We start from the raw sequence: 20,276 nt of genomic DNA on the forward strand, positions 1-20,276 counted from the left end.
ATCCGCTAAAGTCCGTGGGGTTGGCCACAAGCCAGCTCCAAGGACACCGGAGATTCCATGAAAAAGCTCTTTATGCTGTGTTGCGCATCCCTGCTTGCAGCCTGCTCCAGCCAAACCCCACCCAACCAGGCCAGCCTGGACGGTGAAGTCTTCTACCTGCAGCGCATTGCCCTGCCGCCTGCCGCCACCCTGAGTGTGGAACTGCAGGATGTGTCGCTGATGGACGCCCCTGCCGTGACCCTGGCGCGCCAGGCCGGCCCGGTCAAAGGCAACGTGCCGCTGCCGTTCCATCTCACCTATGACCCCGCGCAGGTCAAGCCTGGCCACCGCTATGCGGTGAGTGCGCGCATTGAGCTGAATGGCAAGTTGCTGTTCATCAATACCGAACACCACGGTGTCGCGCTCGATGGCAGTGACCCGCAATTGGTACGCATCAAGGTAGACCAGGTTCGCTGATACCCGTTCTCATCCGTTTACAAGGAAAGCTTCATGATCCGCACTTCCCTGCGCTTCACCACCCTGTGCGCCGGCCTGCTGCTGTCGGCCAGTGCCCTGGCCCTGTCGCTGGGCGACCTCAGCCAGAAGGACGCCACCGGCGGCCTGAAAGATGCCCTGACCCAAGGTGCGCAACTGGCCGTCAAGCAACTGAGCACCCCAGGCGGCTTCAGCAACAACCCGGACGTGCGCATCGAGCTGCCAGGCAACCTGGGCAAAGCCGCCAAGGCGATGAAGATGTTCGGCAAGGGTGAACAGGTCGAAGCCCTGGAAACCAGCATGAACAAAGCCGCCGAGGCCGCCGTGCCGCAGGCCCAGGCGATTCTGGTGGATGCCGTGAAGAACATGAGCGTGACCGATGCCAAGGGTATTCTCAGCGGCGGTGACGACTCGGCCACCCAGTACCTGAACAAGAGCAGCCGCGAGCAGATCCGCGCCAAGTTCCTGCCAATCGTCAAGCAGGCCACCGACAAGGTTGGCGTGGCCCAGCAGTACAATGCCTTCGCTGCCCAAGCCAAAGGCCTGGGGCTGGTCAAGGATGACGCCAATATCGAGAACTACGTGACCGAGAAGGCGCTGGATGGCCTGTTCGAGATGATCGGCAAGCAGGAGCAGAGCATTCGCCAGAACCCGGCAGCGGCGGCTACCAGCCTGGCCAAGAAGGTCTTCGGCGCGCTGTAGGAGCGGGTTCACCCGCGAAAGGGCCGGGCCTGCTGGCCAATTTTCACCAGCCGTTCACCGTTGCTGCCGCTACCGTATTCGCGGGTAAACCCGCTCCTACACTGATCGAAAAGCCTGCGCGGTCCTCTGTAGGAGCGGGTTCACCCGCGAAAGGGCCAGGCCTGCTGGCCAATTTTCACCAGCCGCTCACCGTTGCTGCCGCCACCGTATTCGCGGGTAAACCCGCTCCTAAACGGCGGCGGGGTTGGACACAGGCCGTCGTAGGAGCGGGTTTACCCGCGAAGGGAGGGCTAAGCCCTCCCCCTGCGGTCTTCAGCCCTTCTTCACCCTGAACCACGCCGCATACAACGCCGGCAGGAACAGCAGTGTAAGCACCGTGGCCACGATCAACCCACCCATGATCGCCACCGCCATCGGTCCATAGAACACACTACGTGACAACGGGATCATGGCCAGCACCGCCGCCAGCGCGGTCAGCACGATCGGTCGGAAGCGCCGCACCGTAGCCTCGATGATCGCCTGCCAGCGCTCCATCCCCGCTGCGATGTCCTGCTCGATCTGGTCCACCAGTATCACCGAGTTGCGCATGATCATCCCCGCTAACGCAATGGTGCCGAGCATGGCGACAAAGCCGAACGGCTGGCGGAACACCAGCAGGAACAGGGTCACACCGATCAGCCCCAGCGGCGCGGTGAGGAACACCATCACCGTGCGCGAGAAACTGCGCAGCTGGATCATCAGCAAGCTCAGGACTACCACGATGAACAGTGGCATGCCGGCATTCACCGACTTCTGCCCACGCTCGGAATCCTCCACCGTGCCGCCCACCTCCAGCAGGTAGCCATCGGGCAGCTTGGCGCGGATTTCCTGCAGGGTCGGCAAAATCTGCTTCACCAGCGTCGCCGGCTGCTCCTGGTCGTAGATATCGGCACGCACGGTCACCGTCGGCAAGCGGTTGCGGTGCCAGATAATGCCTTCTTCAAAGCCGTACTCCAGGGTCGCCACCTGCGACAACGCCACGCTCTGGCCATTGTCGGTGGGCAACGCCAGGCTACCCAGGTTGCCCAGCTCGCTGCGTTCCTGCCGGGTGCCGCGCAGCAGGATCTCGATCAGTTCGTTGTCCTCGCGGTACTGGCTGACCGTGGTACCGATCAGCGAGCTTTGCAGGAAGCTCGCCAGGTGCGAAGTGCTCACGCCCAGCGCACGGGCGCGGTCCTGGTCGATTTCGAGGAACACCGCCTTGCTGGGTTCCTCCCAGTCCAGGTGCACGTTCACCACATGCGGATTCTCGCGCACCTTGTCAGCCACTTCACGGGCCAGTGCACGGGCCTTCTCGATATGCTCGCCAGTGACCCGGAACTGCACCGGGTAACCCACGGGTGGGCCATTTTCCAGACGCGTGACCCGGGCGCGCAGGTCGGGGAACTGCTGGTCCACCGTGCTGATCAGCCAACTGCGCAGCCGTTCGCGGTCTTCCATCGACTTGGCCAGCACCACGAACTGGGCAAAGCTGGCTGCCGGCAGTTGCTGGTCCAGCGGCAGGTAGAAGCGCGGCGAGCCGGTGCCCACATAGGCCACGTAGTTGTCGATACCGTCCTGCTGCTTGAGCAGTGCCTCCAGCTGCTTGACCCGCTCGGCGGTATTGGCCAGCGAGGCGCCTTCGGCCAGCTTCAGGTCAACCATCAGCTCCGGGCGCCCGGAGGCCGGGAAGAACTGCTGGGGTACAAAGCGGAACAGCAGGAGGCTGCCGACAAAAGCGGCAACGGTCAGCAGGATTACCGTCTTGCGCCGCCGTACGCACCACTCCACCAGCCGTCGCACGCGCTGGTAGAACGGGGTGGCGTAGGGGTCGGGCGCATGGCCGTCCTTGCCATGGCGCGCGGCATGCAGCTTGGCCAGGTCGGGTAGCAGACGCTCACCCAGGTAAGGCACGAACACCACAGCCGCCACCCAAGAGGTCAGCAAAGCGATGGTGACCACCTGGAAGATCGACCGGGTATATTCGCCGGTGCTGGAGGCCGCGGTGGCAATCGGCAGAAAGCCTGCTGCCGTGATCAGCGTCCCGGTGAGCATCGGGAAGGCCGTACTTGTCCAGGCATAGCTGGCTGCCTTGAGGCGGTCATAGCCCTGCTCCATCTTGATCGCCATCATCTCCACGGCAATGATCGCGTCGTCCACCAGCAAGCCCAGGGCCAACACCAGCGCGCCCAGGGAAATCTTGTGCAGGCCGATGCCGAAGTAATGCATGGCGGCAAAGGTCATGGCCAACACCAGCGGAATGGCCAGCGCCACCACCAGGCCAGTGCGCAGGCCCAGCGAGAAGAAGCTCACCAGCAGCACAATGACCAACGCCTCGACCAGCACCTGCACAAACTCGCCCACGCCGGCCTTCACCGCCGCCGGTTGATCCGAAACCTTGCGCAGCGCCATGCCGGCAGGCAGGTTATGCGCCAGGCGCTCGAACTCGCCTTCCAGGGCCTTGCCCAGTACCAGGATGTCGCCACCGTCTTTCATCGACACCGCCAGGCCAATGGCATCCTCGCCCATGAAGCGCATGCGCGGTGCAGGTGGGTCGTTGAAGCCACGGTGCACCTCGGCGACATCACCAATCCGGAAGGTGCGATCACCCACGCGAATGGGGAACTGGCGGATCTGCTCGACACTGTCGAAACGCCCGCTCACGCGCAGTTGCAAGCGCTCGCTGGGCGTCTCGAAGAAACCGGCGGTGCTCACCGCGTTCTGTTCTTGCAACGCCTTCTGCACGGCTTCCAGGGGCACGCCGAGGGTGGCCAGCTTGAGGTTGGACAGCTCGATCCAGACTTTCTCGTCCTGCAGGCCGATCAACTCGACCTTGCCCACATCCTTGACCCGCTGCAGCTGGATCTGGATACGGTCGGCGTAGTCCTTGAGCACCGCGTAGTCAAAGCCCTCGCCAGTCAGCGCATAGATATTGCCGAAGGTGGTGCCGAACTCGTCGTTGAAGAACGGGCCCTGGATCTCCGGCGGCAAGGTGTGGCGAATGTCCGCAACCTTCTTGCGGATCTGGTACCACAACTCGGGGATGTCCTTGGAGTGCAGCGAGTCGCGGGCCATGAAGGTAACCTGCGATTCACCGGGGCGAGAGAACGAGACGATTCTCTCGTACTCACCGGTTTCCATCAGCTTCTTTTCGATGCGCTCGGTCACCTGTCGCGACACTTCTTCAGCGCTGGCGCCTGGCCACAGGGTGCGGATGACCATGGCCTTGAAGGTGAATGGCGGATCCTCGCTCTGGCCAAGCTTGGTGTACGACATGGCGCCAATGACCGCCAGCAGGATCATCAGGAACAGGACGATCTGGCGGTTGCGCAGCGCCCAGGCAGAAAGGTTGAAACCCATCGGGACTTACTCCTTGGCCGTCAGGTTCACTACACGGTTGCTGCGGTCAACGGGGCGTACCTCCTGGCCCTCGCGCAGTACATGGCCACCAGCGGCAACCACCCAGTCACCCGGGTCCAGGCCTTCGAGCACCGGCACACTGTCGCTGCCATAAGCCCCCAGGCGCACGGTCGCCCGCTCCAGGCGGCTTTCCTTGTTCACCCGCCAGACATAGGCCTGACCGTTTTCCGCCGTCACGGCCGACAGCGGTACCGCCAGCGGGATCAGCCCGTCCTTGGCGATGAACACCCGGGCGCTCTGGCCCAGTTCAGCCGGTACAGCGGCCGTGGTAAAGGCGATGCGCGCCGCGAACGTGCGCGAGCGCGGGTCGGCGGCCGGTGACAGCTCGCGAATGCGCCCCTGGAAACGCGCCTGCGGGTGCGACCACAGCTCCACGCTCACCGGTTGGCCCACAGCGAAGCGGGCAAACTGCTGCTCCGGCAGGCCGATGGCTACTTCTCGCTCGCCATCGGCGGCAAGGGTGAACACGGTCTGCCCGGCGGCGACCACCTGGCCCACTTCAACCTGGCGCTTGGCAATCACCCCGGCCTGCGGCGCACGCAATACGGCATATTCGGCCTGGTTGCCCGCCACATCGAACTCGGCCTTGGCCTGCTTCAGACGGGCAAGGCCGGCGCGGTAGAGGTTTTCGGCGTTGTCGAACTGGGAGTGGCTGACCATCTGCCGTTCCAGCAGCTTCTGGTAGCGGTCGCGCTCGGCGCGCACCAATGCCAGGTTGGCCTCGGCAGCCGCCAGCTGGGCGCGATTGGCTTCAAGTTGCAGGCGCACGTCCTGCGGGTCCAGCTCGGCCAGCGGCTGGTCGGCCTTGACCCGCTGCCCCTCCTCCACCAGGCGCTTGCTGACCTTGCCGCCAATGCGGAAGGCCAGCTCCGGCTCGAAGCGCGCGCGCACTTCGCCGGGGTAACTGTCGGCAGCGGCTTCGGCCGGCTGTGGCTGCACCACCAGCGCCGGGCGCGGCGCGGCGGGTGGGGCAGCTTCCTGGCCACACGCCGCCAGAAGCAGGGCAGCAGCGGCGGGCAGAGCGATGGACAAGGCATGGCGCAACATGATGAATCCTTTCGCGGAGTGCACATTTAATATTTGTACTGGCTGGTATATTAAATCAGCGCAACGATGCCGGGAAGGGCATGCGCTGGCTTTTCGACGACCTGGCTGGAGCCCTCTGGCGCCTGTGAGATCAAGCGGCGGCTGAACGCCCACCCTGTCGATCAACTGAACGCTGGCAGGCCGCAGGTAAATGTGAGCTAGGTTTAGCCGTATCGCGGCTGACCCGTTAAGATGGGGATTCTTAAACCAGATGCAGACCACAATGCTCAACGACGCACCCATCGGCCCAGGCCGGCCCAAGGACCTGGCCAAGCGCGAGGCGATCCTCGAAGCGGCCAAGGCGCTGTTCCTCAGCCTTGGCTATGCCAACACCAGCATGGATGCGGTCGCTGCGGCGGCAGGTGTTTCAAAACTCACCGTGTACAGCCACTTCACCGACAAACAGACCCTCTTCTGCTCGGCGGTCATGGCCACCTGCCAGGTCCAGTTGCCTGACCTGCTGTTCGAGTATCCCGAAGGGGTACCGGTGGAAGAAGTGCTGCTGACCATTGCCCGCAACTTCCAGGCGCTTATCAGCAGTGACGAAGCGATCAAGCTCAGCCGCCTGATCATGGCCCAGGGCAGCCTGGACCCGAGTTTTGGCGAGTACTTTTACGAAGCCGGGCCCAAGCGCGTGCTCGCAGGCATGGAAGCGCTACTGCGCGGGGCTCATGAGCGTGGGCTGCTGCGCATCGACAACCCGCTGCGCGCCGCGGAGCACTTCTTCTGCCTGGTCAAAGGGGCACCGGATTACCGGTTGCTGCTGGGATGTGCGGGGCCGCTGGAAGGCGATGAAGCCGAGGCGCATGTGCGCGAGGTGGTGGGGGTGTTCTTGAGGGCATTCAAACCCTGATATCTGGATATTTTTGCAGGCCTCTTCGCGAACTTACCCGCGAAGAGGCCTGGGCAGGCCACACAAACGTCAGGCTTTCAACGCCTTCTTCGGATAAATGTCATACCGGCTCGACTTGCCTTCCAGGCTGTGACTGGGCTTCGGCCCGTCGATGATCGGTGCCTTGCGCGGGCGCTTCACCACCACCCGATGGCTGGCCAGCGCCAGGGCGGCTTCGAGCAGCGCCGGGGCATCCAGGTCATCGCCCACCAAAGGCCGGAACACGCGCATTTCCTTTTTCACCAGGGCGCTCTTGTCCCGGTGCGGGAACATCGGGTCGAGGTAGATCACCTGCGGCGCCTCCCCTTCCCAGGCGCGCATGCGCTCGATGGCGTTGCCGGTCAGCAGGCGCATGCGCCCGACAATCGGGCCCACCTCTTCATCCGCCCGCGCCCGCGCCAGGCCGTCCTCCAGCAGCGCGGCAATCAGCGGCTGGCGCTCGATCAGGGTCATCTGGCAGCCAAGGCTGGCCAGCACGAACGCGTCCTTGCCCAGCCCCGCCGTGGCATCCAGCACCTGCGGCCGGATACCTTGGGCAATGCCCACAGCCTTGGCGATCATCTGCCCGTTGCCACCGCCAAACTGGCGGCGATGCGCAGCCTGGCCTTCGACGAAGTCCACACGCACCGGCCCGGGTGCCTGCGGGCCCAGTTGCTGAATCTGCAAGCCGTCGGCGCCCACCTGCACCGCGAAGGCGGCGGTATCGTCCTGCAGCGGCAGGCCCAGGCGTTCAGCCCACACCCTGGCCTGTTGCGCATACTCAGCTGCCATCGCCTCGACCCTGATACCCGTGCCTTGCTCTTCCATCGTTCACACCCGAAAAATCAAACCAAGCCCTTAATGAATCGGCAGCCACGGCCGATACAGGCAATATCCCGCTATTCTGCCAGAGCACAGCGCGCACGACTGCCATGTCAGATACTCTTCCCATCGGCTTGACCTATTTGTCGCCTGTCGGCAACTACAGTCAGCACAACACCCAGGCACTCGGGGGCGTCAGCCACCTGTGGCAGGATTTCTTTGCCCGGGCGATGGCCGAGCAGCAGGAAGAGCCCGTAGACGGCATCAGCCAGTCGTTCGTGCAGTACGACCAGGACAGCGGCGAACCCATCGGCGGGGCCCGTGCACTGGCCTTGATCGACGCCCAGCGCGCCTGCCCGGTGCACGACACCATCGTGGCGCCGCCCGAACCGTTGTTTCTGCCCAAGGCCGAGCTTGAAGCCAAGCTGCTGCCGCCCGCCCCCGAGCCGTTCAGCGCCATGGAACTGATCGAGCAACAGCGCCAGCTCGACATCAACAACAGCTGGCTGCGCCCGGTGGTGATGAACCAGGGTCAGCCGATCGCCGAACCCGGCCCTGGCCCCACGCCGCGGTCATTGTTCCTGCCCATTGCCGAGTTCGAGACCAACCTGCTGGACCCGGCGCCCGAACCGTTCGACGACGCCACCCTGGCCAAGCAGCAGAATGACCTGGAGTTCGACATCCACTGGGCGCGCCCAGTGGTGCTGAACAACGTGCGCGCGTACGCCTGAAGCTAACGACAGATCTGCCAGCGCCCCATGTCCAGATGGAAGTGGTTGCGGTGCGCAGCGTTGTAGTCCGGCCCCAGTACCGTGCTGAAGCTCTCGCAAGCTGCCCGCTGCACCCGGTGCAGGAATTCCGCCTTCTGCCCGCCCGCCTGCCAGTCACGCGCCAGAATAATGCGCTGGCCGTCCTTCAGGCGAAATCCGCTGATGTCCAGCGCATTGGCCGTAGCGTGCTGGCTCAAACGGCCCTGCTTGCGGTGGTAGACGTTGCGGCAGGCAAAGCTGCCCAGGTGATCGACCTGCGTCACCGGTTGCCCAAACACTTCCTGCGCCGCCGGCTGCAAGCCATGGTTTTCGAACAGTGCATAGGCCACCGCCAACGGGCAACTGGCCAGAAAGCTGCTGCCCAACCGCGCCTGGCCGCCCTCAATGCGCCATACGTTCTGCAGCGGGCAGTTGGCCGACGCCGGACTGTCGGCTTGTGCCCGGTAACGCAGGTGGCTGGTTTCCAGCGCCTGCCGGCACAGCGCTGGGTCATCGCGCAGGCGCGACAGTTTGTAGGGGGTCAGCAGGTTGGGCGGCTGGTGTACGTCCAGCGGCGCCCAGGGGTTCCATGCGGCAGGCAGGCGCCAGCCGAAGTGCCAGGCCAGGCCGGCCACCGTCAGCAGGCCGGCCAGTAGCGCCAGCAATGCCCGCATCAGCGACGGAACAGGTCGTTCAGCTGGGCAAACGGCATGGTCTGCTCACCGTAGCCGAACGTGCCCTCATCGCGAATTTCCTGCGCGGCCCGGTAGAAGGCCCCGAGCGCAGCACGGGCCAGCGACGAGCCAACGCTGACGCGGCGCACGCCCAGGTCCTGCAACTGGTTGACGCTCAGCGGCACGCCCGCCATGCCCATCAGCACATTCACAGGGCGCGGTGCGACTGCCTGCACCACGGCACGGACTTCCTCCACGGTGCGCAGCCCGGGGGCGTAGAGCACGTCGGCACCGGCTTCGGCATAGGCTTGCAGGCGCAGGATGGTGTCGTCGAGGTCCATGCGCCCGTGCAGCAGGTTTTCTGCACGGGCGCACAAGGTGAACGGGAATGGCAGGCTTCGCGCAGCCTGCACAGCGGCGCGCACGCGCTCCACAGCCAGCCCGAAGTCATAGATGGGCGCATCACTGCGCCCACTGGCATCTTCGATGGAACCGCCCACCAGGCCAATTTCGGCGGCACGCAGAATGGTCTGGGCACAGTCTTCGGGCAAGTCGCCAAAGCCGTTTTCCAGATCGGCGGCCACCGGCAGCGCGGTGGCATCGACGATCTCGCCGGCATTGTCCAGCGTATCGTCCAGGCTCAAGGCGCCTTCGGCGTCCGGCCGGCCAAGGCTGAAGGCCAGGCCTGCACTGGTGGTAGCCAGCGCCTCGAAACCCAGGCTGGCGAGCAACTTGGCGGAGCCGGCATCCCACGGGTTGGGGATGACGAACGCGCCGTCGCGCGCGTGTAACGCCTTGAAGGCCTCAGCTCGCAGGGTTTGCACATCCATGGTTCAACCTCCGGCAGTCAGGGAAAGGTCAGAGTAGCCCCAATTGTTCGACCTCAGGGGCGCGCGGCAATTCCGGCAAAGGTGCCAGGCCCGGCAGGCGTGCCATCAGGCGCTGATGGAAACGCTGGGCCAGCGCCGCAGCCAGGCGATTGTCCGAGGTGTGCAGGAAGATATAGGGATTGCGGCCTTCTTCGATCCAGGCGGCGACTTTTTCTACCCAAGGGCTAAGGAAGGTGTGATTGGCCTCCAGTTCCGGATGGCCGATGAAGCGAACCTGCGGGTGCTGGCTGAAGGCTGCCGGACGCGGTGGCACCTTTGGCTTCTTCGACTGCGCATGCAGCACGGCAGGGTCGCGCGAGGTACAACTGAACAGCGCACGCGGGTCGAGGCAGATACGCTCCACACCGCGTTCGTGCAGCAGGCGGTTGAGCAGGCGTTCTTCCTCACCCTTGGCAAAAAAGGCCTGGTTACGCACTTCCACAGCCACGGGCACGGCAATCTGATCGAGGAAGTGACAAAGCTCACCCAGGCGCGCCGGGCCGAACTGGGCCGGCAACTGCAACCAGTAGGGTGATACGCGCTGGCCCAGCGGGGCCATCAGCCGAGTGAAGTCGAAGGCAGGCTCAAGCTGGTCTCGCAGGTCGCCTTCATGGCTGACATCCCGCGGAAACTTGGCAGTGAAGCGAAAGTGCTCTGGCATGACCTGCGCCCAGCGGGCAATGGTGCCGGGAGCGGGACGTGCGTAGAACGTGGTGTTGCCTTCGACGGCGTTGAATACCTGGCTGTAGAAGCCAAGCATTTGATTACTGTTGGCGTCAGCGGGGTACAGGTAGTCGCGCCAGGCGTTTTCGCTCCACGACGGGCAACCGAGAAAATAAGGCAGTGGTAGGGGATTCATCCATCAAATGTACAGGTCGAGCCCCAGTACTTCCATGTCCCAGTCAGTAAAGCCTGCAGTGCTCAGGTAGCTGGCCAGTGCGGTGGCGGTGCGGCGGTCACGGGCGCGAGGGAAAACCATATCCTGCTGGCGGGCTGGCAGGCCACCACCAGGGCGGCGGGCGGTGGCTTCCTGCGGGGCGGCTTCTGCCTCCTCGATCACCTCGGCATCGTCGATGGCCTCGTCACGCACCGCTGCTTTGCGCGAGATGCGCTTGAGCGGGTAGGACTGCGATGAGAAACCGTCGATACGCATGGCATGAGCACTCAGGACCAATGATGGCAATTTAGCAGCATCAGAGTTCCGTCGCTAATGCTTGAGTGATAACTGGACCACAGATCGCGCAAAAGGTTTAAGCGTGTTCGGCGATAATCGACGAACAGCACTCAGTGCTTCTTGGGCGTGGCTACATTATCGCGCAGATAAACCGGTTGCGCCTGCTCGGCGACGATTGCCTCGCCACGGGCCCAGGCAAAGGTGGCCAGGCTGAGGACGTCCAGGGCGTTGGGCAAGGCACCCGGGTTGCTAGCCGCCACCTGTACCGCCAGGCGCTCGGCATAGCCCCATCCGGTACCGGCACCGAACCACTCGCCATTGCTGCCTGCCGGTAGCGCCACCTGCTCGGGCGGCAACACGGCTTCACGGCCGACCAGGCGCATTTCGCCCGCCGTGGCTTGGTAGCAGCCCCAGTACACTTCATCCATGCGCGCATCGATGGCAGCTGCCACCTGCTGCACGCCATGCTCGCGCAATGCACCCTGGGCCAAAGCGGCCAGGTTGGACACCGGCAGCACTGGGCGTTCGAGGGCGAAGGCCAGGCCTTGCACAACCCCGATGGCAATACGCACGCCGGTGAAAGCGCCCGGGCCACGGCCAAAGGCAATGGCATCCAGCGCATTCAGTGCCACGCCAGCGTCGGCCAGCAGTTGCTTGATCATCGGCAGCAGCTTCTGGGCATGCATGCGCGGGATCACCTCGTAATGGCTGGTTACCTTGCCGTCATGCAGCAGCGCGACGGAACAGGCTTCGGTGGCGGTATCCAGGGCCAGCAGGGTGGTCATCGAACGGGTATCCAGATGCGAATGAAAAAGAGCGGCAGTATAGAGCAGCAGCGGCGTTGTGTCCCGAGGGGGCCGCTGTGCGGCCCATCACGCTGATTTCAAAGCCTGCACTGGCCCTGGAGGAGCGACCTTGCGTCGCGAAAAGGGCCGCAAAGCGGCCCCAGGGTTTCAGCGGTATCACACCATTGTATGGGGCTGCTCTGCAGCCCTTTCGCGACACAAGGCCGCTCCCACAAAAGCGGGCCGTTGTCGAGGTGCGTCAGGCGCCGGATCAGCTCAGGGCTGCCAGGACCTTGGCGGTGATGGCTTCAACCGAGCCGACACCTTCGATGTGGCTGTACTTCGGCTTGCCGCCATTGGCAGCCGACAGCTTCTGGTAGAAATCCACCAGCGGCTTGGTCTGGCTGTGGTAGACCGACAGGCGATGGCGAACGGTTTCTTCTTTGTCGTCGTCACGCTGGATCAGGTCTTCACCGGTCTCGTCGTCCTTGCCTTCCACTTTCGGCGGGTTGTACTGAATGTGGTAGGTACGGCCCGAGGCCAGGTGCACGCGGCGGCCAGCCATGCGGCCGACGATTTCTTCGTCGTCGACGGCAATTTCGACCACGGCATCGATGTCGACACCGGCAGCGACCATGGCTTCGGCCTGTGGGATGGTGCGTGGGAAGCCGTCGAACAGGCAGCCGTTGGCGCAATCAGGCTGAGCGATGCGCTCCTTCACCAGGCTGATGATCAACTCGTCGGAGACCAGCTGGCCGGCATCCATGACTTTCTTCAGTTCCAGGCCCAGCGGGGTGCCGGCCTTGACGGCGGCACGCAGCATGTCACCGGTGGAGATCTGTGGAATACCGAACTTTTCGGTGATGAACTTTGCCTGAGTACCTTTACCGGCCCCGGGAGCTCCCAGCAGAATTACGCGCATCTTGTGCTCCTCAAATTTTTGTATGAAATTCAATGGATTCGGCGACCAGGGCCAAGTCCGGATAATCGGGTATGACCATAAATCGGTCAGAAGGCTGCTCAAGATACACAGCGCCCGGCAGCCAGACAAGCGTCCCAAAGTTGCAGGAATGCGCCACTTGCGGCTGACCGGGCAGGCGGTTGCGCCAGGCGCAACCACCCTCCCCGTCATAGTGCCGGGCCTGGATGGCACGCGCCAGACATGACCCGGGCTTGCCCTTAGCCGGTGTTGCGCAGCCCGGCGGCAATACCCGCCACGGTCACCAGCAAGGCCTGCTCCAACGGGCTGTCCAGAGCGGCTTCGCGACTGCGCGAGCGGGCCAGCAACTCTGCCTGCAGGCGGTGCAACGGGTCCAGATAGGTATTGCGCAGGCTAATGAATTCCAGTGTCTCGGGGCTGTGCGCCAGTAGCACCGGCTGCCCGGTCAGACCCAGCACGACCTGGCATGACTGCGACAATAGGTCGCGCAGGTGCGCACCTAAAGGACGCAAGTGCGGTTGCACCAGACGTTCGTCGTAGGCCTCGGCAATTTGCGCATCCGCTTTGGCCAGTACCATTTCCAGCATGTCGATTCGGGTGCGGAAGAACGGCCATTGCTCGCGCATTTGCGCCAGCAACTCACCCTGACCACGGGCCAAGGCATTAGTCAGCGCCGTTTCCCAGCCCAGCCAGGCCGGCAGCATCAGCCGGGTCTGGGTCCAGCCGAAGATCCACGGGATGGCCCGCAGGCTTTCGATGCCCCCGGCGCGACGTTTTGCCGGGCGGCTGCCCAACGGCAGGCGCCCCAACTCCTGTTCTGGCGTCGACTGGCGGAAGTACTCGACGAAATCGGGATTCTCCCGTACCACGCTGCGGTAGGCCTGGACACCATCGGCGGCCAACTGGTCCATCACTTCACGCCAGGCCGGCTGCGGGGGCGGTGGTGGCAATAGCGTGGCTTCAAGCACGGCAGCCAGGTACAGGTTGAGGTTTTGCTCGGCGATGCCCGGCAAGCCGAACTTGAAGCGAATCATTTCACCCTGCTCGGTGGTGCGGAAACGCCCCGCCACCGAACCCGGTGGCTGCGACAGGATCGCAGCATGGGCCGGGCCGCCGCCTCGCCCGACCGTACCGCCACGGCCGTGGAACAGCAGCAGCTCGACCTGATGCTCGGCACAGATACGCACCAGGTTTTCCTGAGCCCGGTACTGCGCCCAGGCAGCAGCGGTGGTGCCGGCGTCCTTGGCCGAATCGGAGTAGCCGATCATCACTTCCTGCGGGCCGCGCAGGCCCGCGCGGTAGCCCGGCAGGCCAAGCAGGCGCTGCATGACCGGGCCGGCGTTGTCGAGGTCGGCCAAGGTCTCGAACAGTGGCACCACACGCATGGGGCGGGTCAGGCCGGCTTCCTTGAGCAACAGTTGCACCGCCAATACATCCGAGGCGGCACCGGCCATGGAAATGACGTAAGACCCCAGCGAGGCGGCCGGCGCAGCGGCCACTTCCCTGCAGGTCGCCAGCACTTCGGCGGTGTCCGCTTGCGGCTTGAAATGCGCAGGTAGCAGCGGCCGGCGGTTTTTCAGCTCGGCCTGGAGGAACGCGATGCGCTGCTCCTCATCCCAGTCGGCGTAACGCCCCAGGCCCAGGTAATCGGTAATCTCGGTCAGCGCATCACGGTGGCGGGCAGCGTCCTGGCGTACGTCCAGGCGGCCCAGGAACAGGCCGAAGGTCACCGCACGACGCAGGCAGTCAAGCAGCGGCCCCTCGGCGATCACGCCCATGCCGCATTCGTGCAGTGACTGGTAGCACAGCTCCAGCGGCGCGATCAGCTCGCGGTTGTCCACCAGCACGTCGGCACCGGCCGGTTGGTTGCTGGTCAAGGCCGAATGCGCCCATGCGCGTGTCGCACGCAGGCGGTCGCGCAGTTGCTTGAGCACAGCGCGGTAGGGTTCGGCACTGTCGCCAACCTGTTTGCGCAGGGCGTCGTTGGCCTGCTGCATGGACAACTCGGCGGCCAGCGCATCGATGTCGCGCAGGAACAGGTCGGCGGCCATCCAGCGCGCCAGCAGGAGTACTTCGCGGGTGACGGCAGCCGTTACATTGGGGTTGCCATCACGGTCCCCACCCATCCACGAGGCAAAGCGAATCGGCGCGGCCTCCAGCGGCAGGCGCAGGCCAGTGGCCTCCAGCAGGGCCTTGTCGACCTTGCGCAGGTGGCTGGGGATGGCATGCCACAGTGAATGCTCGATCACTGCGAAACCCCACTTGGCTTCGTCTACCGGCGTAGGCCGGGTACGGCGGATTTCTTCGGTGTGCCAGGCCTCGGCGATCAGCCGGCGCAGGCGTTCACGCACTTGCTGACGTTCTGCCGAGGTCAGGTCACGATGGTCCTGTGCGGCCAGTTGGCCGGCGATCGCGTCGTACTTCTGGATCAGCGTGCGACGGGCCACTTCGGTGGGATGTGCGGTGAGCACCAACTGGATATCGAGCTTGGCCAGTTGCCGGGCCAGGGCATCGTTGCTGTGGCCGGCCTGCTTCAAGCGCCCCAGCAGCTCGGGCAGTACCTGCGCTTCGAACGGCTCGGGCTGGTCAGCGTCGCGCCGGCGGATCAACTGGTACTGCTCGGCCATGTTGGCCAGGTTGAGGAACTGGTTGAAGGCCCTCGCTACGGGCAGCAGGTCTTCTTCGGCCAGGTCCGCCAAGGTCGAGCTCAGCTGCTCACCCGGGCCGCGGCGGTCGGCCTTGGCACTGTGGCGGATGTCCTCGATTTTCTGCAGGAACGCATCGCCATGCTGTTGGCGAATGGTTTCGCCAAGCAGCTCCCCCAACACATGGACATCTTCACGCAAACGCACATCGATATCGGTCACTGGCGCTCTCTCCGTTGCATCCCTCTCAGCCTTGGCGCGCCCTGTGCCAGAGCGGGGTAACCCGTGAAGAGCCCAATGCGGTGTCTGGCACCGGCGTTGCCGGTGTTCGCGGGTAAACCCGCTCCTACAGGGGGGCGGTATCCCCCAAGAGTGCCCACAGCCGGGCGACGATGGCAAGCCGTGATCGGCCAAACCAAACTAAAGTGAAAGCACAGCACTCCCATGCAGTGCAGCCTTTCCAGGCGTCAACAGAGGTCATCATGAAAATCCGTGAACTCGCCCAGCACTGGGAACAGAATGCCGCCGGTACCCTCAGCCGTACCGGCCATGTCCTGCATCTGGACCTGGAGTCCGAAGCGCGCCTGGCCGCGCTGATCGACATGTACCCCAAGCGCACCGCCGAAGAACTGCTCGGCGAACTGATCGCCGCCGCCCTTGAAGAACTGGAAGCCAGTTTCCCCTATGTGCAGGGCCGCCAGGTCATCGCCACCGACGAAGAAGGCGACCCTTTGTACGAAGACGTTGGTCCTACGCCGCGCTTTCTCTCCCTGTCCCGCCAGCACCTGCACAACTTGAGCAACGCGACAGTCGACACCGACAAATAATCCTGCGCCCCAGCATTCCGGGCCTGCTCAAGGCCCGGAATACCGCTCCAGCCTGGGAAAGTTCCAGGCAAATCGCACTGACCGATCAGTCAGAAATAGTTATTCGATTACAGCGCTTTTTTCTGAACTATTCGAAAAACGTTCGAGTCGGAGCCAATAGCCATCACGCTAAAACCCTGCACACTGCCCTCGTGCACCGTTGAGCTGAAGCGCGCGGTTTTGTCAGGGATTGAGCGATGGACTGCTACGGACATCGTCGTTATCAGGAGTGATCCAATGGAGCTGACCACCATGAAGACCCGCACTAGCCAACTGTCATCCACTCATGTGCGCGGGTTCAAGCTGGCCGCGCTGGCGCTGGGCAGTAGCCTGGTCCTGGCCGGCTGTGCGGGCAATCCGCCCACCGAGCAGTATGCCGTTACCCAGTCCGCCGTGAACTCCGCCGTCAGCGCTGGCGGTACCGAGTTCGCCGCCGTGGAAATGAAAGCGGCTCAGGACAAGTTCAAGCAAGCCGAAATCGCCATGCACGACAAGAAGTACGACGAGGCCAAGCGCCTGGCCCAACAGGCCGAGTGGGATGCACGCCTCGCCGAACGCAAGGCCCAGGCAGCCAAAGCCCAGAAGGCCGTGCAGGATGCCCGCCAGGGCGTTCAGGACGTACGTGAGGAAGGCCTGCGCAGCGCTCAGTGAGCCCTGCCCCGCCAACCTTAGCCTTCGCACACGATCAAAGGATGAACACTATGCGCAAACACGTCATGATTCCCGCCCTGCTGGCCCTGAGCGTCGGTCTTGCTGCCTGCTCGCACGATCCGAATGCCAACCTGGAATCGGCCCGCACCAACTTCTCCTCGCTGCAGAGCGACCCGCAAGCGAGCAAAGTCGCGGCACTGGAGACCAAGGACGCCCAGGACTGGCTGAACAAGGCCGACAAGGCCTACATGGACCGTGAAGACGAGAAGAAAGTCGACCAATTGGCCTACCTGACCAACCAGCGCGTCGAAGTGGCCAAGCAGACCATTGCCCTGCGCACCGCCGAAGCTGAACTGAAGAATGCCTCGGCCCAGCGCGCCCAGGCCAAGCTGGATGCCCGCGACGCGCAGATCGCCAAGCTGCAGGACAGCCTCAACGCCAAGCATACCGACCGCGGAACGCTGGTGACCTTCGGCGACGTGCTGTTCGACTTCAACAAGGCCGAACTCAAGAGCAGCGCTTACCCGAACATCACCAAGCTGGCCCAGTTCCTTCAGGAAAACCCGGAACGCAAGGTGATCGTCGAGGGCTACACCGACAGCGTCGGCTCGGCCAACTACAACCAGACCCTGTCCGAGCGCCGTGCCAACAGCGTGCGCATGGCACTGGTGCGTGCCGGGGTAGATCCGGCGCGTATCGTTTCCCAGGGCTATGGCAAGGAGTACCCGGTAGCGGACAACTCGAGCAACTCGGGACGTGCGCAGAACCGTCGGGTGGAGGTGACCATCTCCAACGACAACCAGCCGGTGGCACCACGCTCGGTGAGCCAGGTTCAGCGCTAAGGCTGGCTAGCTGAAAGGACAAGCCCCGCGATCGACGCGGGGCTTTCTTTTGCCTGTTCGGGCCTCTTCGCGGGCACGNNNNGAGCGGGCGTGCCCGCGAAGAGGCGAGTTCAGGCAGCAGGGATAATGGCTCACTGCACCTGCTGCGGTGTTTCCTCGCCCATGCAGCGCACCGCGCGCTTGCGGTTGTCCACCAGCACGCCGGTCAGGCCTTTCTGCTGGGTGTCGAACAGCACCAGCACGCCGTCGACGCACTGGGCCACTTGCGGCGCCGGGTCCAGCGATACCTTGTAGTCCTCGCCGGGGATGGTCTTGAGCATGGTGAAATCCTGCAGCAGCAGGGCATCTTCGGGCTTGGCGAAATGCAGGTAACCGTAATACCACAAGGCCCCCACCGTCACGATGATGCTGCCGACGCCGGTCAGGATCAGCGGGATGGCGTTGCGTTCTTCACTCATTGCTTGTTCTTCTCGTCAGGGAAATTGGGCACTTCGGCAAGCCGCCGCAGGCCGTTGAAATGGCTGGGGTCATCGAGGAACCGCAGCATCACCTGGCGCCAGGTAGGGTCGGCGAAGGTCTGCACGTGCCCCCCTCGGGTCAGTTGCAGCACCCGCGGTGGTGGCGCGTGCTGATACAGGCGGATGCCGTTGTCCATCGGCACCAGGTTGTCGTCGATGCTGTGGAAAAACAACTTGGGCGGGCTGCTCAATCGCTCGATCGAGCGGATCGCGCTGTCGCCGTCCGGCACTAGCCACGACAGCGGAACCTGCAATGGCCAGGTCATCCAGGAGGTGCTGAGCGCAAAGCGCCCCACCGCGCGGTAACTGGCCGGCACGCCATCGAACACCAGGGCGCTGAAGCGCTGACGCTGCTCGGGGTGGGCCGCCAGGTAATGAATGGCCATGGCACCGCCCAGGCTCTGCCCCAGCAGTACCAGCGGCTTGCCCTTGACCTCGGGCGCCTGCTGCAGCCAGGCCATGGCTGCAGCAATGTCCTGGTACACCTCCGGCAGGCTCGGCTGGCCCTGAGACAAGCCATAGCCGCGGTAATCGATCATGAACACCTGGTAGCCCTGCTCCGGCAACCAGTAGCTCCCCCCCAGGTGCCCTGGCAGGTTACCGCCGTTGCCGTGCAGGTGCAGCACCGTGCCCTTGACCTCGACCCCAGCCTTGGCTGGCAGCCACCAACCGTGAAGGCGGATGCCATCAGCAGTGGTCAGCGTGACATCGCGGTATTCCAGCTTGGCGCGCTCCGGGGTGAAGGCCTGACCACGCTCGGGGTAGAACAACAGGCTGCTGCAGCCGCCAAGGCTCACCAGGACCAGGCCGAGGACGAGCAGGCGGCAGTGCTCAGAGAATGTTCGCGTAGTCGGCTTCAATGCGATCCAGGCTCAGGTGGTTGAGGAAGTTGGAGAAGCACATCCAGGCCGACAACGCACTCAGGTCGCGGAACTGTTCAGGCAGGTACTTGGGCGGCTCGACCAACCCTTCCTCGACAAGTTGGCGCAGGGTGCGCATGTCTTCCAGGGTGGTCTTGCCACAGAACAGCAACGGGATCTGTTCCAGTTTGCCCTTCTTCACGGCCAACTGAATGTAGTTGTAAACCATGATGAAGCCCTTGAGATAGGACAAGTCCTTGGTGAATGGCAGGCCATTGGGTACCGACCCGCGGAACACCCGGCTGGCGTTGCTGTAGCTCTGCGCCATCTCGAAGCCCTGCTCGCGGAAGAAACCGTAAACCTGCATGAAGTCTGCACCCTCCTCGACCATGTGGATGGCACGGGTGCGGTTGGTAAGCTTGCGCAGGCGGCTGGGGTAGGAGGCAAAGGCGATCACCTCCATGAGAATCGCCAGGCCCTCCTGGGTTACCGTCGATGAGGGCGGGCCCTTGGCCAGGAAGGTGCAGATCGGCTGGTTCAGGCCATTGAGCGTGGTGCCGACATGCACCAACCCTTCATGCACCTCCAGGGCGCGCACATCGCGGGCGTTGAACATGGCATCGGCACGCACCTTGATGTAGTCGGCACCGGCTGCGGCATCGGCGACGATACCGTCGGACTCGAACACGCGAATGGTCCCTTCAGCCTCGCCGAACACGTTGTTCAGCCGGTGCTGGAGGATCTCCACCGCCTCCTTGGCGGTGAGATTCTTTGGCTCATCCTTGAGGTCACCACGGCCATCGATGTTGTTCAGGTAGTCCGACAGCATCAGGCCAAGGTCGGCCAGGGTCGGGTCACCGGCGTGGAAAGCATCCGAGGCGGCGCCGTACAGCTCCTGGGAGATCAGGCCGAAGTCCTCGGTACCGCGCGCTTCAAGCATGCGCACCACCATGCGGTATTCGCGGCACATGCGCTTCATGATCTGCCCGACCGGGTTGAACTGGCCCAACTGGCGAATGATGTCGCGCTCGATGCCCTGGAACTCGGCCTTGACCGCGCTGGAGTCGAACGACAGCGGGCGCGACTGGTAGTAGGCACGATCAACCGCCGGCGGCTCCTTGCCCTTGGCCTTGAGAAAGCCCTGGCGGATGTTGTCGTCCCACTTCACCGCGTCCAGGACCCGGATAGGCGTCTGTGCCGCGACGATGCGGTCGGACAGGGCGCGGATGGTTTGCTGGTATTCGTCCACCGGGGACTCCTTTCTAGTACACGAAACCTGTACCGGCCTCTTCGCGGGCAAGCCCGCTCCT

Annotated in this window: 20 protein-coding genes; 7 read left to right on the forward strand and 13 right to left on the reverse strand. The window is 63.8% G+C overall.

Features of this window, described 5'->3' with window-relative positions; genetic code table 11:
- Positions 1 to 57 precede the first annotated feature (57 nt).
- Together ACTJJN_RS20125 and ACTJJN_RS20130 are read left to right on the forward strand one after the other, a co-directional pair.
- Complete coding sequence (locus ACTJJN_RS20125; protein WP_088513360.1) at positions 58 to 456, forward strand: YbaY family lipoprotein; 399 nt, start codon at positions 58 to 60, stop codon at positions 454 to 456.
- A 33-nt stretch (positions 457 to 489) separates the two neighbouring features.
- Complete coding sequence (locus ACTJJN_RS20130; protein WP_003252248.1) at positions 490 to 1,176, forward strand: DUF4197 domain-containing protein; 687 nt, start codon at positions 490 to 492, stop codon at positions 1,174 to 1,176.
- 312 nt (positions 1,177 to 1,488) lie between these two features.
- Here the strand turns inward: ACTJJN_RS20130 and ACTJJN_RS20135 are convergent, their stop codons facing one another.
- Positions 1,489 to 4,554, reverse strand: coding sequence for an efflux RND transporter permease subunit (locus ACTJJN_RS20135; RefSeq protein WP_088513359.1), 3,066 nt, complete (start codon positions 4,552 to 4,554; stop codon positions 1,489 to 1,491).
- Between the two features lie 6 nt (positions 4,555 to 4,560).
- Positions 4,561 to 5,661, reverse strand: coding sequence for an efflux RND transporter periplasmic adaptor subunit (locus tag ACTJJN_RS20140; RefSeq protein ID WP_012053558.1), 1,101 nt, complete (start codon positions 5,659 to 5,661; stop codon positions 4,561 to 4,563).
- A gap of 250 nt (positions 5,662 to 5,911) precedes the next feature.
- Between ACTJJN_RS20140 and ACTJJN_RS20145 the strand changes: the two genes are divergently transcribed.
- A complete protein-coding gene (locus tag ACTJJN_RS20145; protein ID WP_012053559.1) occupies positions 5,912 to 6,553 on the forward strand; it encodes a TetR/AcrR family transcriptional regulator in 642 nt (213 codons plus the stop codon).
- A gap of 69 nt (positions 6,554 to 6,622) precedes the next feature.
- Here ACTJJN_RS20145 and ACTJJN_RS20150 read toward each other — a convergent pair whose 3' ends face one another.
- Positions 6,623 to 7,399: a class I SAM-dependent methyltransferase gene (locus ACTJJN_RS20150; RefSeq protein ID WP_012053560.1), complete on the reverse strand. Its 777-nt coding sequence runs from the start codon at positions 7,397 to 7,399 to the stop codon at positions 6,623 to 6,625.
- Positions 7,400 to 7,503: 104 nt separating this feature from the next.
- Here ACTJJN_RS20150 and ACTJJN_RS20155 point away from each other — a divergent pair, with 104 nt between their 5' ends.
- On the forward strand, positions 7,504 to 8,124 hold the full coding sequence (locus tag ACTJJN_RS20155; protein WP_012053561.1) for a hypothetical protein: 621 nt from the start codon (positions 7,504 to 7,506) through the stop codon (positions 8,122 to 8,124).
- Positions 8,125 to 8,126: 2 nt separating this feature from the next.
- Here the strand turns inward: ACTJJN_RS20155 and ACTJJN_RS20160 are convergent, their stop codons facing one another.
- The 7 genes from ACTJJN_RS20160 to ppc all read right to left on the reverse strand — a co-directional run bounded on the left by ACTJJN_RS20160 (position 8,127) and on the right by ppc (position 15,451).
- A complete protein-coding gene (locus ACTJJN_RS20160) occupies positions 8,127 to 8,816 on the reverse strand; it encodes an extensin-like domain-containing protein (protein WP_014754295.1) in 690 nt (229 codons plus the stop codon).
- Entirely contained in the window at positions 8,816 to 9,646 is an 831-nt protein-coding gene (locus ACTJJN_RS20165) for an isocitrate lyase/PEP mutase family protein (protein ID WP_014754296.1), read from the reverse strand. The genes ACTJJN_RS20160 and ACTJJN_RS20165 overlap by 1 nt, the downstream gene beginning before the upstream one ends.
- 28 nt (positions 9,647 to 9,674) lie before the next feature.
- The gene (locus tag ACTJJN_RS20170) at positions 9,675 to 10,544 is read right to left on the reverse strand and encodes a DUF72 domain-containing protein (protein ID WP_014754297.1); all 870 of its coding nucleotides are present in this window, start codon (positions 10,542 to 10,544) and stop codon (positions 9,675 to 9,677) included.
- Positions 10,545 to 10,547: 3 nt separating this feature from the next.
- Positions 10,548 to 10,838, reverse strand: coding sequence for a hypothetical protein (locus ACTJJN_RS20175; protein ID WP_012053565.1), 291 nt, complete (start codon positions 10,836 to 10,838; stop codon positions 10,548 to 10,550).
- 131 nt (positions 10,839 to 10,969) lie between these two features.
- Positions 10,970 to 11,644 carry a tRNA (adenosine(37)-N6)-threonylcarbamoyltransferase complex dimerization subunit type 1 TsaB gene (gene tsaB / locus ACTJJN_RS20180; protein ID WP_003252230.1) on the reverse strand — a complete coding sequence of 225 codons (675 nt, stop codon included), beginning with the start codon at positions 11,642 to 11,644 and terminating at the stop codon, positions 10,970 to 10,972.
- Positions 11,645 to 11,915: 271 nt separating this feature from the next.
- A complete protein-coding gene (gene adk / locus ACTJJN_RS20185; protein WP_004575467.1) occupies positions 11,916 to 12,566 on the reverse strand; it encodes an adenylate kinase in 651 nt (216 codons plus the stop codon).
- A gap of 257 nt (positions 12,567 to 12,823) precedes the next feature.
- Positions 12,824 to 15,451 carry a phosphoenolpyruvate carboxylase gene (gene ppc / locus ACTJJN_RS20190; protein WP_012053566.1) on the reverse strand — a complete coding sequence of 876 codons (2,628 nt, stop codon included), beginning with the start codon at positions 15,449 to 15,451 and terminating at the stop codon, positions 12,824 to 12,826.
- 260 nt (positions 15,452 to 15,711) lie between these two features.
- Here ppc and ACTJJN_RS20195 point away from each other — a divergent pair, with 260 nt between their 5' ends.
- From ACTJJN_RS20195 to ACTJJN_RS20205, 3 genes are all read left to right on the forward strand, one after another.
- A complete protein-coding gene (locus ACTJJN_RS20195) occupies positions 15,712 to 16,056 on the forward strand; it encodes a pilin assembly protein (RefSeq protein WP_088513357.1) in 345 nt (114 codons plus the stop codon).
- Between the two features lie 276 nt (positions 16,057 to 16,332).
- Positions 16,333 to 16,746 (forward strand): DUF4398 domain-containing protein, encoded by a 414-nt coding sequence (locus tag ACTJJN_RS20200; RefSeq protein ID WP_003252223.1) that lies wholly within the window; start codon positions 16,333 to 16,335, stop codon positions 16,744 to 16,746.
- 50 nt (positions 16,747 to 16,796) lie between these two features.
- A complete protein-coding gene (locus ACTJJN_RS20205; RefSeq protein ID WP_440781559.1) occupies positions 16,797 to 17,588 on the forward strand; it encodes an OmpA family protein in 792 nt (263 codons plus the stop codon).
- Positions 17,589 to 17,719: 131 nt separating this feature from the next.
- On the opposite strand, the gene ACTJJN_RS20210 is transcribed toward ACTJJN_RS20205, so the two are convergent.
- From ACTJJN_RS20210 to ACTJJN_RS20220, 3 genes are read right to left on the reverse strand one after another with little or no spacing between them, the layout of a single operon-like run.
- Positions 17,720 to 18,046 (reverse strand): hypothetical protein, encoded by a 327-nt coding sequence (locus ACTJJN_RS20210; RefSeq protein ID WP_003252219.1) that lies wholly within the window; start codon positions 18,044 to 18,046, stop codon positions 17,720 to 17,722.
- The gene (locus ACTJJN_RS20215) at positions 18,043 to 18,966 is read right to left on the reverse strand and encodes an alpha/beta hydrolase (protein ID WP_017147929.1); all 924 of its coding nucleotides are present in this window, start codon (positions 18,964 to 18,966) and stop codon (positions 18,043 to 18,045) included. The genes ACTJJN_RS20210 and ACTJJN_RS20215 overlap by 4 nt, the downstream gene beginning before the upstream one ends.
- The gene (locus ACTJJN_RS20220) at positions 18,938 to 20,215 is read right to left on the reverse strand and encodes a flavohemoglobin expression-modulating QEGLA motif protein (protein WP_003252215.1); all 1,278 of its coding nucleotides are present in this window, start codon (positions 20,213 to 20,215) and stop codon (positions 18,938 to 18,940) included. Before ACTJJN_RS20220 ends, ACTJJN_RS20215 begins: the two co-directional genes overlap by 29 nt.
- Positions 20,216 to 20,276 lie beyond the last annotated feature (61 nt).

Source organism: Pseudomonas sp. 22515 (assembly GCF_052044625.1).
Taxonomy (GTDB): domain Bacteria; phylum Pseudomonadota; class Gammaproteobacteria; order Pseudomonadales; family Pseudomonadaceae; genus Aquipseudomonas; species Aquipseudomonas alloputida.

Excerpts from the sequence above, each read along its gene's own strand:
- ACTJJN_RS20200 (WP_003252223.1), top strand. The coding sequence starts at position 16,333 with ATGGAGCTGACCACCATGAAGACCCGCACTAGCCAACTGTCATCCACT.
- ACTJJN_RS20165 (WP_014754296.1), bottom strand. The coding sequence starts at position 9,646 with ATGGATGTGCAAACCCTGCGAGCTGAGGCCTTCAAGGCGTTACACGCG.
- ACTJJN_RS20125 (WP_088513360.1), top strand. The coding sequence starts at position 58 with ATGAAAAAGCTCTTTATGCTGTGTTGCGCATCCCTGCTTGCAGCCTGC.
- adk (WP_004575467.1), bottom strand. The coding sequence starts at position 12,566 with ATGCGCGTAATTCTGCTGGGAGCTCCCGGGGCCGGTAAAGGTACTCAG.
- ACTJJN_RS20170 (WP_014754297.1), bottom strand. The coding sequence starts at position 10,544 with ATGAATCCCCTACCACTGCCTTATTTTCTCGGTTGCCCGTCGTGGAGC.
- ACTJJN_RS20140 (WP_012053558.1), bottom strand. The coding sequence starts at position 5,661 with ATGTTGCGCCATGCCTTGTCCATCGCTCTGCCCGCCGCTGCTGCCCTG.
- ACTJJN_RS20135 (WP_088513359.1), bottom strand. The coding sequence starts at position 4,554 with ATGGGTTTCAACCTTTCTGCCTGGGCGCTGCGCAACCGCCAGATCGTC.
- ACTJJN_RS20145 (WP_012053559.1), top strand. The coding sequence starts at position 5,912 with ATGCAGACCACAATGCTCAACGACGCACCCATCGGCCCAGGCCGGCCC.
- ACTJJN_RS20150 (WP_012053560.1), bottom strand. The coding sequence starts at position 7,399 with ATGGAAGAGCAAGGCACGGGTATCAGGGTCGAGGCGATGGCAGCTGAG.
- ACTJJN_RS20175 (WP_012053565.1), bottom strand. The coding sequence starts at position 10,838 with ATGCGTATCGACGGTTTCTCATCGCAGTCCTACCCGCTCAAGCGCATC.
- tsaB (WP_003252230.1), bottom strand. The coding sequence starts at position 11,644 with ATGACCACCCTGCTGGCCCTGGATACCGCCACCGAAGCCTGTTCCGTC.
- ACTJJN_RS20205 (WP_440781559.1), top strand. The coding sequence starts at position 16,797 with ATGCGCAAACACGTCATGATTCCCGCCCTGCTGGCCCTGAGCGTCGGT.
- ACTJJN_RS20155 (WP_012053561.1), top strand. The coding sequence starts at position 7,504 with ATGTCAGATACTCTTCCCATCGGCTTGACCTATTTGTCGCCTGTCGGC.
- ACTJJN_RS20210 (WP_003252219.1), bottom strand. The coding sequence starts at position 18,046 with ATGAGTGAAGAACGCAACGCCATCCCGCTGATCCTGACCGGCGTCGGC.
- ACTJJN_RS20130 (WP_003252248.1), top strand. The coding sequence starts at position 490 with ATGATCCGCACTTCCCTGCGCTTCACCACCCTGTGCGCCGGCCTGCTG.
- ACTJJN_RS20160 (WP_014754295.1), bottom strand. The coding sequence starts at position 8,816 with ATGCGGGCATTGCTGGCGCTACTGGCCGGCCTGCTGACGGTGGCCGGC.
- ACTJJN_RS20195 (WP_088513357.1), top strand. The coding sequence starts at position 15,712 with ATGAAAATCCGTGAACTCGCCCAGCACTGGGAACAGAATGCCGCCGGT.